This window comes from Paracoccus sp. UBA889 (assembly GCA_002294185.1).
GTDB lineage: Bacteria > Pseudomonadota > Alphaproteobacteria > Rhodobacterales > Rhodobacteraceae > Paracoccus.
Genome location: DBFD01000060.1, coordinates 1 through 11,525, shown reverse-complemented (window position 1 = coordinate 11,525; position 11,525 = coordinate 1). Strand labels below are relative to the sequence as shown.

8 protein-coding genes and 1 pseudogene are annotated in these 11,525 nt (G+C 64.5%); 2 read left to right on the top strand and 7 right to left on the bottom strand.

Going from position 1 to position 11,525, the window contains the following annotated elements:
- Nucleotides 1-229 (top strand): annotated as a pseudogene (locus B4L36_RS12125) (hypothetical protein); the annotation flags it as partial.
- On the opposite strand, the gene B4L36_RS12120 reads toward B4L36_RS12125, so the two are convergent.
- From B4L36_RS12120 to B4L36_RS12105, 4 genes are all read right to left on the bottom strand, one after another.
- Nucleotides 206-2,224 (bottom strand): CocE/NonD family hydrolase, encoded by a 2,019-nt coding sequence (locus B4L36_RS12120; RefSeq protein ID WP_292957544.1) that lies wholly within the window; start codon nt 2,222-2,224, stop codon nt 206-208. The pseudogene B4L36_RS12125 and the gene B4L36_RS12120 sit on opposite strands and share 24 nt — an antisense overlap.
- An 81-nt stretch (nt 2,225-2,305) precedes the next feature.
- Nucleotides 2,306-3,604, bottom strand: a complete 1,299-nt coding sequence (locus B4L36_RS12115; RefSeq protein ID WP_292957541.1) for an ATP-grasp domain-containing protein — start codon at nt 3,602-3,604, stop codon at nt 2,306-2,308.
- Nucleotides 3,605-3,689: 85 nt separating this feature from the next.
- Nucleotides 3,690-6,332, bottom strand: a complete 2,643-nt coding sequence (gene cphA / locus B4L36_RS12110; RefSeq protein ID WP_292957538.1) for a cyanophycin synthetase — start codon at nt 6,330-6,332, stop codon at nt 3,690-3,692.
- Complete coding sequence (locus tag B4L36_RS12105) at nt 6,319-7,179, bottom strand: cyanophycinase (protein ID WP_292957535.1); 861 nt, start codon at nt 7,177-7,179, stop codon at nt 6,319-6,321. Before B4L36_RS12105 ends, cphA begins: the two co-directional genes overlap by 14 nt.
- A gap of 174 nt (nt 7,180-7,353) precedes the next feature.
- Between B4L36_RS12105 and B4L36_RS12100 the strand changes: the two genes are divergently transcribed.
- Entirely contained in the window at nt 7,354-8,295 is a 942-nt protein-coding gene (locus B4L36_RS12100) for an isoaspartyl peptidase/L-asparaginase family protein (RefSeq protein ID WP_292957532.1), read from the top strand.
- 57 nt (nt 8,296-8,352) lie between these two features.
- Here the strand turns inward: B4L36_RS12100 and B4L36_RS12095 are convergent, their stop codons facing one another.
- The 3 genes from B4L36_RS12095 to B4L36_RS12085 all read right to left on the bottom strand — a co-directional run bounded on the left by B4L36_RS12095 (nt 8,353) and on the right by B4L36_RS12085 (nt 11,438).
- On the bottom strand, nt 8,353-9,567 hold the full coding sequence (locus tag B4L36_RS12095; protein ID WP_292957548.1) for an ABC transporter permease: 1,215 nt from the start codon (nt 9,565-9,567) through the stop codon (nt 8,353-8,355).
- Between the two features lie 5 nt (nt 9,568-9,572).
- Nucleotides 9,573-10,379: a taurine ABC transporter ATP-binding protein gene (locus B4L36_RS12090; protein WP_292957529.1), complete on the bottom strand. Its 807-nt coding sequence runs from the start codon at nt 10,377-10,379 to the stop codon at nt 9,573-9,575.
- Nucleotides 10,380-10,442: 63 nt separating this feature from the next.
- The gene (locus B4L36_RS12085; RefSeq protein WP_292957526.1) at nt 10,443-11,438 is read right to left on the bottom strand and encodes an ABC transporter substrate-binding protein; all 996 of its coding nucleotides are present in this window, start codon (nt 11,436-11,438) and stop codon (nt 10,443-10,445) included.
- Nucleotides 11,439-11,525: the final 87 nt, after the last annotated feature.

The window sequence follows — 11,525 nt, the reverse complement described above, 5'->3', positions numbered from 1 at the left end:
CCGGCAAACCCGGTGCGGTTCACCGACCGGCGACAAGCTGGCCGATCATCTGCCCGAGCAGGCCGACTGGCTTGTGCCGACCATGGTGCAGCTGGAGCTGGCGAAATGGCTGACCCGCGAGATCGGCGAGGACAAGGCCGATCAGGTCATCGCCTTTACCCAGATCTGTCACATCGTCCCGCTCGACACGGAATCCCGTGGCAGATCAGCACCATGTACGCTTGATTGAACTGTCCCAGCGTTTTTCCCGAACCAGGCTGTCGCCCTCCCAGGCCTGAAGCCTGGCGACGACGCGAAAATTCTCGTGGTCGCCGGTCAAACGCGTGGTCGTGACCGTTCTTACCGACCAGTCACCGCGGCGCATCTCGTGCGTCCAACGGACCTCTCCTTCGGCCGAGGTCGGCTGGTCCGGAAGAACCGAATAGCGTTCGCGTCCCTCGGCCGAGTGAGACAGGTCATGCCGGCTGATATAGGCATCGCCTTCATGATCACGGATCTGGGCGGTGATGCGGCCGGTGCAGCGGTCCTCATCGACGTTCCATTCGGCGGCGGGCGCCACATGGTAGGTGGCGTCCAGCGGCCGGCCCGCACGTGGCGGGGCGAAATCGGGGACCGACAGACCATCAGACGCACGGATCGGCAGGTCGAGTTGCGATTGGCCGGGCAGGATGGTCAGCGTCACGGGTTCCGGTGTCGGCCAGGCCAGGGGGAAATAGCTGCTGGAAACGGCCAGCCGGATCCGGTGCCCTCTGCGGAATGTCTGCGCGACGTGCTTCAGCGGTATCTCTGTCACATAATCCCGGCCCGGTTCCAGCGCTGCGGGCTGTTCATGACTGTCCCGGTGGGTCAGGTTCAGAAGACCATAGCTGACCCGCGTGGCGGCGCCGTCGGGGGCCACGTCCACCAGTCGCACCGCGACCTGCGCCACCGGTCGGTCGGCCCGCAGCGCAAGCGTCAGACGCGCGTCCCCCGCGATGTCCAGGTCCTCGTCCAGCGGCGCGGTCTGGAAAGTCAGGCTTCCGGCATCGTCGCGACGCTGATCGCCCGGCTGATCGCCCGGATGCGCATAAGAGCACCATTTCCCGGCCTGCATCCCGACCCAAAGCGGCGAACGGATGGTCAGCGCGGCGCCGGGCAGACCGGCACCGTCGCGGATCATCTGCCCGTCCGATCCCAGGGCGAACCTTGTCCGGGTCACATTGGGCGATGGCCAGGAAGGTTCGGTGATCCAGCGGCCGTCCCGGTGGGCGTAATGGGTGCGGGGGGCGGCATGATCCTGAAGGTAAAGCCGCAGAGGCGGCTCATCCATGATGCCGGTGTCCCGGCCCTTGAGCCAATGGTCCCACCAGCGCGTCTCTTCGGTCAGCCAGTCAATGGCCGGTCCGGGCTCACCAAGATGCGGATATCTGTGCGCCCATGGCCCGACGATGCCCTTGACCGGGCCTTTCAGATTCTCGACCAATCGAAACACCGACCGGCAATAGCCGTCGGCCCAGCCGCTGACGGCATAGACCGGAAGCTGAATCCGGGAAAAATCCTCGCAGACCGAGCCATGCTTCCAGAACGGGTCGCGGGTCTGATGTGCCAGCCAGGTTTCGAGCCAGAGGCCCGAACCGTCAAGCCGCGCCGTCCACATGTCGCGCCAGCGGTCGCCGACATGGGCGGGGTCGGGTGGCAGCGTGTTGATCCCGAACATCACCGAGGCCCAGGACAGCTGCTCGCACAGAAGTGTGCCGCCCATGTAGTGAATGTCGTCGGCATAGCGGTCATCGGTCGAACAGATGGTCACCACGGCTTTCAAGGCCGGCGGGCGCAGCGCAGCGATCTGCAACCCGTTGAAACCGCCCCAGGAGATTCCCACGATACCCACGCCGCCGTCACACCAGGCCTGATCGGCGATCCACGCGATCACGTCGCAGCCGTCCTGCAACTCGACCGGGGTGTATTCGTCCTGCATCACGCCCTCGGATTCGCCGCTGCCGCGCAGATCGACGCGGACATAGGCATAACCCTGCGCCGCCAGCCACGGCGCGCGCGCGTGGTCGCGTTCCAGCGTCTTGTCGTTCTTGCGATACGGAATGTATTCGAGGATCGCGGGCACCGGCCGCGCCTCGGCGTCCTCGGGCATCCAGATCCGCGCCGCAAGCCGCGTGCCATCGGGCATCGCGATCTCGGCATGTTCTGTTTCCCGCACGGTGAGGGGAAGTTCGGTATCGACCTTCATGAATGATCTCGCTGTAGGCAGGGCATGGCGGCTTGCCCGCTTATCTCCGCGGATCCTGCCGAAGTCCATCGCCCGGGCGGGCTATTCGGCGATGTCGGTGAACGCGTAGTCCAGTCTTTTCATCACCTGCTCGTAATTCCACAGAAGTTTGGAGGGCTTTTGCGCACCCATCCAGACCGAGGCCACGGCAAAGCTGTAGGCGTCCTGTTCGGGCAGTTCAGACAGTTTCATGTCCCTTGACACATAGGACGAGATGCGGGTCCCGGCGACCTGTTCGGCGGCGACTTCGATCTCGGCGCGCGAGGGCACGCGGGCCACGGTCGCGTCGGTGAAAAACACCCGATAGAAGAATTCCGCCGCCACCTCTTGCGGGCCCTCGCCCCTGGGCATGTCCGGGCGGCGCCCAAGGCCAAGGTCGATGGTCACCTGCTGGTGGCTGACGCCGTCGACCATCTCGAACAGGTCGCAATGCGACTGCGCGATGCGCGTGTTGATCTCCAGCAACCAGATCTTGTTCTGCACCTCGTCCCAGTAATATTCGATGTTGAAGCCGGCATTGTCATAGCCGATATGATCCATGACGATGCGCGTGATCTGGTGCATCTTGTCCTGCACGCGGCTGGGCAGGGTCGAAGGATAAAGATAGTAGAAGAAGCTGAGAACCTGCGGATAGCGGATGGAATCGACGGTGCCATAGGGAACGACCTCGCCCTCGTGGACATATCCCTCGACCGTGCATTGTCGCCCGCCGATCACCTGTTCGGCCATGCAGTAATGGCCTTCCACCGCCTTGATGTCGTCGGGCAGGTCCGCCTGCTCCATGACGAAATTGAACGGTTCCGAGATCTGGCCGATCCCGGCGCGCAGCTTTTCGGTCGCGTATTCGAAATCTTCGGGGCTGTCGATGCGAAATCCCAGCCGCGAGCCGGAGGACTTGATCGGCTTGATGAAGAACGGAAAACGCAGATCGGCCTCGCCGATCCTTGACAATGCGTTCTCATCGAAGGGATCGAAGGCGGTGAACTTGGGAACATGGTCTGGGACGACCTCGGCCATGACCTTGCGCGACCAGTATTTATGTTCGCATTTCAGCATGCTTTCCAACGAGGAATTGCGTGTCCCGAATTTCTGGCACAGCAGCGGCAGCATGGTCGAGACGGGAAAGTCGATATAGCCGACGATGGCGTCGATCGATCCGTCGAAGGCATTCAGCCTGTCTTCGGCCTCTTTCAGCATCGCCGGAATATCGAATTCTTGCGTTTCGGAAACCTGCATCGGGGTCAGAAGCTGGTGAAATTCCACGTCTTCCACGCCGCGCAGCCGTTTCAGGCGTTCGGCGTTCAGGTCGTCCAGTCCGATGACGAAGACGTTTCTGGTCATTGTTTCGTCCTTCCTGTTGGGTCTGCGGCGCGATGGGCAGCCCGGCCGACGCGCCCTTGCCCCCGTGGCCCGGTCCGCAAGCGGGTCAGGCGCGGGCCAGTTCGGCCTGCGTCGGGAAGCTTCGACCCTTGAGCCGTTCTGTCGTGCCCTCGATGTCATCGACCAGCAGCAGCAGGAAATCCCCCGGCTTGGCCTCGTCGATGGCCTTTGCGACGGCCTCGTGCTCGTCCATGATCGTCTCGACATGCGCGGAGGTGCCGGCACCTGCCGCACCGTCGTGAATCATTCCGGCGGTTTCGCCGGTCTCGCGCCCGCGTGCATCGGTTTCATAGACGTAAAGCCTGTCGCACATCCGGGCCAGTTGCGCGCCCAGGGCCGCAAGATCCTCGTCCCGGCGATTGCCCGGTGCGGTGGCGACGGCGATCTTGCGCTGCGTGGCCAGCCCGTTGACCAGCGGTTCCAGCGCGATCAGCGCCGGCACGTTATGGCCATAGTCGATCAGGCACTTGACGCCGTCCGCCTCGAAATAGTTCGTGCGGCCCGGCATCTGCGCAGGCGTGGGATGGAAGGTCAGAAGACCCGCGCGGATATCGTCGATCTCGATTCCATGGGCCAGGGCAGCGGCCGCCGCGGCCATGGCGTTCTGCACGTTGAAGGGCGCATGTCCCTCGAACGCGATCGGCACGTCATTGACCTCGACGATCTCGACGGTGACCTTGCCCCGCAAAAGCACGATCTTGCCATGCTTGACGGTCAATACCATGCCCAGATCGTCCAGATGCCGGGTCAGCGCCGGGTTCTGGGGATCCATGGTGAAATAGATGATCTCGCCGCGCGCCCAATAGGTGCCGTGTTCCATGACCAGCGGATCATCGGCGTTCAGCACGCAATAGCCGCCTTCGCGCTTTACCGCATCCACGACCACCGTCTTGCAGCGGGCAAGGTCTTCCAGCGTGTGGATGTCACGCTCGCCCAGATGATCGGAGGCGATGTTCAGCAGGACGCCGACATCGCATTCGTCAAAGCCCAGGCCACGGCGCATGATGCCGCCGCGCGCCACCTCCAGCACCGCGTGTTCGACCGTGGGTTCGCGCAGCACGGCCTGCGCCGCCGCCGGCCCGGAATAGTCGCCGCGCAGGATCACGTTGTTGTCGATCTCGACCGTGCCGGTGCAGCCCATGCCGACCGAATGACCGGCCTGCCGCAGGATATGCGTCGTCAGGCGCGTGGTCGTGGTCTTGCCGTTGGTGCCGGTGATTGCGGTGATCGGAATCCGCCCGTCATCGGTGGGATCGGGAAACAGCATCTCGACCACGTGCTGTCCTACCGGACGGGGTTTGCCATGGGTGGGGGACATGTGCATCCGGAAGCCGGGTCCGGCATTGACCTCGACCACCCCGGCCGATTGCCGGTCCAGCGGCAGATACAGGTTTTCGGCCAGCAGATCGATGCCGATGATGTCCAGCCCGACAAGCCGGGCGATCCGCTCCATCGCGAATCGGACTTCGGGATGCACCTCGTCGGTCAGATCGGCCGCGGTGCCGCCGGTCGAGATATTGGCCGTGGATTTCAGAAAGGCGATCTCGCCCTCGGGCAGCACGGTGTCCAGCGCGTGACCGGCCTGTTCCAGCATCCGGTGGGTCTGTTCGTCGACATGGATCTGGGTCAGCAGGTTCTCGTGCCCGACGCCGCGGCGCGGGTCGCTGTTCTCGACGTCGATCAGTTGCTGGATCGTGCTTTTGCTATCGCCGGTCACATGGGCTGGACGGCGGCGCGCCGCCGCGACCAGCTTGCCGCCGATCACCAGCATCCGGTGATCCTCGCCCTTGATATAGTTTTCGACGATGACACCGCCGTGATCGTCGCGGGCACGCGCGACCGCGGCATCATAGCCTGATCTCAGGTCCTCCACGCTGGCGATATCGGTCGTGACGCCGCGTCCGTGATTGCCCGACAGCGGCTTGGTGACGACCGGCCAGCCGATCCAGTCAGCCGCCGCCTGCGCCTCTTCGAAGGAATGGCAGACCTGTCCGCGCGGCACCGGCACACCGGCATCTGCCAGGATCTGCTTGGTCCATTCCTTGTCGTCGGCGATCGAATGCCCGATGATTCCCGAGGCGTCGGTCACCGTGGCCTGAAACCGGCGCTGCTTGATGCCGTGGCCCAGCTGGGTATAGCTGGTGCCTTCGGTCAGGTTGTAGGCGGGAATGTTGCGATCCCTGGCGGCGTTGACGATGGATCCGGTCGACGGCCCCAAGGCGTTCGCGTCACGCACCTCTTTCAGGTGGTCGATGATCGGCGTCAGATCGACATCCTCGCCGTCGTAAAGCTTTCGAACGATCTGCACCGCCGCCTCGCCGGCCGCGATGCCGCTTGCTTCGTCGCGATAGCGGTAGACGACATTGTAGATGCCCGGATCATAGCTGTCCACGGTCTTGCCGTAACCCACCGAGAAGCCGACAAGGTTCTGCAACTCGATGGCGACATGCTCGACCATGTGCCCAGCCCAGGTGCCGCTGCGCACCCGTTGCAGAAAACCGCCCGGCTCTCCGACCGAACAGCGATGATTGTAAATGGTGGGGATCAGCGCCTGAAGCCTTTCGGCGATCGCCGGCACCTGGTCGCTTGGCCGGTCTTCCAGGTCCTCGATGTCCAGCCGCATGTAGATGGCTTGATAACGGCTGTAATAATTCGGTCCGCGCAACGCGCGATGTTCAAGAATATGCAATCCTGTGCTCCAGGCTCTTGGCCCTGAGCTCATCGTGTCCCAGGACTCGTCGGTCTGTCAGACTGTATCCACAGCCATCGACCAGCGCGTGCATGATGACGTTATTGACGCTGACCGCCTCGCCGTCCGCGAGACTGAAGACATTCGACCCTGTAACCTGGGAACTGTCAACGAGGATCACGTGACCGGGCCCGAATGCATGGATCACATCCTCTTCAAACAGGACCGCCGCATCCTCGCCCAAGCCGATGCCCAGATATTCGGGATTGGTCGCGCCGACCTCCATCAGCCGCGAGAAACGCCCGCGTTCGAGAAAATGGGTATCGATAATGACCCCCGCCACCAGACCGAAGCCGGCAGTCATCTTGACCGCACCCTTGCGCAGGGAATCATTGGCAGCACCGCCATAGACCATGGTCTGCGACTGGCAGGCAGCGCCCGCGCTGGTCCCCGCGATCACCGCGCCCTCGGCATGGCGGGCCCGAATCGCCTCCAATGCGGCAGTCGCGCCCAGAATATTCGTCAGCCGCATCTGGTCGCCGCCAGAAATGAAGATGACGTCCGAACGCCGAATCATCCCGACGATATCATCCGACGCCGCATCCTGGCGTTCGCGGATCCGGATATCCACGACCTCGCCCGCGCCGATCGCGGAAAACGCGGTGCGATACGATTCGAACACCTCGCCCGGAGTGCTGCTGGCGGTCGTGATCACACCGACCACCGGCGCCGTCTTTCCCGAAACGGCCAGCACGCGGCGCAGGATATCTGCGCGCGAGGTCTTGTCTTCCGCCCCCCCGATCGCGACAAGCGGCCCCTTGGTGCCATGGGTGGTGGGCATGCTCATCGACTGCGCTCCGTTCCTCATGAATGGACGTTATCTTGTATGTCGGTGTATCACCAGCTTGCCAATCGACAGACCGTCTCGCATTCATGCGATGCCGTTCCGCCGATCCTTGACATGAAATGGTTGATGCGAGGTTAGGCGAACGCTCATCCAGCAATGCGGAGGCCATGTTTCATGTCCGAGACAGCGAGGGCGCGGGGATTCAGTCTTGCGATCCACGGAGGCGCGGGGGTCATGCCGCGCGACAGCATGACGCCCGACCGCGAGGCGCGGCTTCATGCGGCGCTGACGCGCGTGCTGGACGCGGGCGAAGCCGTGTTGTCGCGCGATGGCAGCGCGCTTGACGCGGTGACGGCAGCGGTCTGCGTGCTGGAGGACGAACCGCTGTTCAACGCGGGCCGGGGCGCCGTCTTTACCCGCGACGGCAGGCAAGAGATGGATGCCGCCGTGATGGACGGCCGCGACCGCAGCGCGGGCGCCGTCGCCGGCATCTTCGGGCCGAGGAACCCCATCCTTGCCGCGCGCGCCGTTCTGGAACACACCGATCACGTCCTCATGATCGGCGATGGCGCCCTTGCCGTGGCGCGGGCGGCCGGGCTTGAATTCTGCACCGAAGACCACTTCTTCACGCAAGATCGCCATGACGCCCTGCAAGAGACGTTGAAGATGGAGCAACAGGGCAGGCTCGACGACGATCCCGCGCGCCGCCACGGGACTGTCGGCGCAGTGGCCCGCGATCGGCATGGCGCGCTGGCCGCGGCGACCTCGACCGGCGGCATGACGGCAAAGCGATCGGGCCGCGTCGGCGACAGCCCGATAATCGGCGCCGGCACATTCGCGGACAACGCCACCTGCGCGGTATCGGCCACCGGCGACGGCGAAATGTTCCTGCGCCTGTCCGTGGCGCACGAGATTGCAGCCCGCATCCGCCTGGCCGGCCTTGCGCTGGATCGCGCCGCGCAGGAGGTCGTGATGACCGACCTGACGGCCATCGGCGGCTCCGGCGGGCTGATCGCGGTCGATCGGGACGGTCGCATTTCAGCGCCGTTCAATTGCGAAGGCATGCATCGCGGCTGGGTCGTCGAAGGCAAAACCCGGAAAACCGCCATCTACTGATTTGCCGCAGCGTCGGCATCCCGACAGACTGGAAGGCCACGCGATCCGGCGGCGGATTCAGCCTCTGCCTTTCCAGGGGACCAGTTTGCGTTCGGCGAGGCGCATGAGGACGTCGATGGCGTAGCCGATGATGCCGATCAGGATGATTCCCATCAGCACGATGTCGGTCAGCTGGAACTTGGAGGCGGCGATGATCATCATGCCGGCACCCTTCTGGGCGGCGACCAGTTCGGCCGCGACGACGGTGCCCCAGCAGACGCCCATCGCGACGCGCGCGCCGGTAAAGATTTCGGGCAGCGAGTTGGGCAGGATCACATGGCGCAGCAACTGCCATTTCGATGTCCCCAGCGAATAGGCGGCATGGACCTTGGTGATGTTGACCCCCGAGACGCCGGCCCGCGCCGCGATGGTCATGACCCACAGCGCGGCCAGAAACAGCAGCACGATCTTGCCGGTTTCCCAGATCCCGAACCAGATGATGACCAGCGGGATCAGCGCCAGGGGCGGCACCGGGCGCATGAACTCCACGATCGGATCGAACCAGCCGCGGAACCAGCCCGACAACCCCATCGCATAGCCAAGCGGAATGCCCACCAGCGATCCCAGGGCAAAGCCCGCCAGCACCCGCATCAGCGAGGCGCCCAGATGTTCCCACAGGCTGAAATTCTGGTAGCCGGTCCGCGCGATCTCGACGAAACGGCCGGCCACGGCCTCGGGCGAGGGCAGCCAGATCGGCTCCATCTGCAACCCCTCGTCGGCGGCAAAGCCCAGCGTGCCCTTGGCGGTCATGCTCACCGTGCCATGATCCACGCGGACCCTGCCGCCGGGGGCGATGGCGGTGCCGTCGATGGCGCTGGCCTGCGCGCCCCCGGGCAACGGGATCAACCGGTCGCGCCCGCGCGGCACCGACGCCACGACCGCATCCCCGGCCGCGTCCGCAGGCGCATCGATCCCGGCAAAGACCCGGACCCGGCCGCTTGTCGGCCGACCATCCGCGCCCCGCGCCTGATAGGCAAAGCCCGTCTCGCCGATGAAGGGGCCGGGCACATGGAACGGCACCAGCCGCGACCCGGTAAAGGCGCCCCACAGCACGAAGACCACGAGAATCGAGATGACCGAGGCCGCCCGGTCTGGCCGGATCGCGCTTTCATCGCCGAAGGTCACCGTCTTCAGGCTGGTGAAATCCTTGCGCTGACCGGTCCTGCGCCGGATCAGTTTCACGACCAGCGCGGCGGCCGCGAACAGGCCCGCATAGACCAGCAGAAGCGCCAGGCCGGTCATGCCGCATCCCCCTGACGGCCCATGATCTCTTCTTCCATGTTCCAGATCATCGACAGGATCTCCTCGCGGCGGGCGGCGAAATCGGGCCGCTTCTTGATCTGCCGCAGATCCTGGCCGACCCCCTGATCGGCAAAGGGCAGATGGTATTCCTTGTAGATCCGGCCCGGACGCGGGGCCATGACGATCAGCCTTTCGCCCAGAAGCAGCGCCTCCTCGACGGAATGGGTGATCAGGATGATGGTCTTGCCCGTCTCCTTCCACAGATCGAGGATCATGGCCTGCATCTTTTCCCGCGTCAGCGCATCCAGCGCGCCCAGAGGCTCGTCCATCAGGATGACATCGGGGTCATTGGCCAGGCATCGCGCCAGCGCGACCCGCTGCTGCATGCCGCCGGACAATTCGTAGGTCGCCTTCTCGCGGAAATCCTGCAATCCCACGACCTCGATCAGATGATCCACGCGCGGCCCGAATTGCGCCTCGCGCTGGCCCGCCATGCGCGGTCCGAAGGACACGTTGTCGCGCACATTCATCCATTCGAACAAGGCGCCCTGCTGGAACACGACGCCGCGTTCCGCATCCGGCCCGGTCACCGCATGGCCGTTCAGCGCGACGCGGCCCGCGGTCGGCGCCAGAAACCCCGCCACGATATTCAGCAAGGTCGATTTCCCGCAGCCCGACGGCCCCAGGACCGACATCAGCTGGCCCGGCCTCAGGTCGAGCGAGACATCCTGCAACGCCTGCACATGCGCGCCGTTGGCCAGATCGAACCGCATCGAGATATTGGTCAATGTAAGTCCGGACATGGGGCTGTTTTCCTGGTGCCGCAGCAAGGTCGGAAGGCGCAATCACGCCTTCCGTCATCATCATCAGCGGCCGGCCACATCGGCCAGCGGGCCCGTGTCGATCAGGGCGGCGTAGGATGGCAGGATTTCGGGAACGGTTCCGTTCTCGCGAAAGAATTCCGCCGCGCCGTCCAGATAGGTGCCCACGCGCCCGCCAAGCCAGGCATCCGACAGCAACTGGTCCACCGACAGGAACACGAAGTCGTCGATCGTGTCGCCCGCCACCGCGGTTTCCATGCCCGCGTCCCGCGCGATCACCGACAGCATCTCGTCGCGCCTGTCGCCCGCGTTCCATGCCGCGTTCGCCTGCGCGGTGACGGCCACGAAATCGGCCAGAAGCCGGGGTTGCCCGGCGGCGAAGTCGCCCGTGGTCGTGATCAGATCGAAGGACAGGATCCCGATCGCTTCCTTCTCGGCGCCGGTCAGCAGCACATTGCCGAATTCCCGCATCCGGGCCAGCGCGCCGCCCCAGCCACAGGCCATGTCCACATTGCCTTGCGACAGCGCCGCCGCGCCCTCGGCCGGGGCCATGTCCACGATCGACATGGTCGAGGTGTCGACCTTCAGATATCCCATCAATTGCAGGAAGGTATATTGCGCCCCGGTGCCCATCGGAACGGCGACGCGCTTTCCCTCCAGTTCCGAGGCGCTGTCCTTGTCGATTTCCAGCCCGGCGGCGACGACGCAGTTCTCGTTGTCGGCATAGGAGGCCGCGATGTCGATGATCTTCAGATCCTGACCGGCCGAGGTCGCCGCGATGAAGGGCAGCACCCCCTGGCTGACCGCGATCTGCACATCGCCAGCAGCCATCGCAGCCGACATCGCCGTGCCGGAATCGAACGCGACCCAGTTCACCCGCACCCCCAGTGCCTCGTCATAACCCCCCTGAACCTTCGCAAACTGGAACGGCATCGGCCATTCCCGAAAATACGCCACAGTCAACGGCTCCTGCGCAAGCGCGGGCGAGGCCGCCCCGATCGCTGCGAGGGCAAGTATGGCGGTGCCCAGCTGACGTGTCATCTTTCTCTCCTTGTTGGTAGGGCGCGCGATGCGGGCCCGTTGCGGTCGATCTGCTTGCCGACTGGATCATCACCTGCCTCTGCCTAG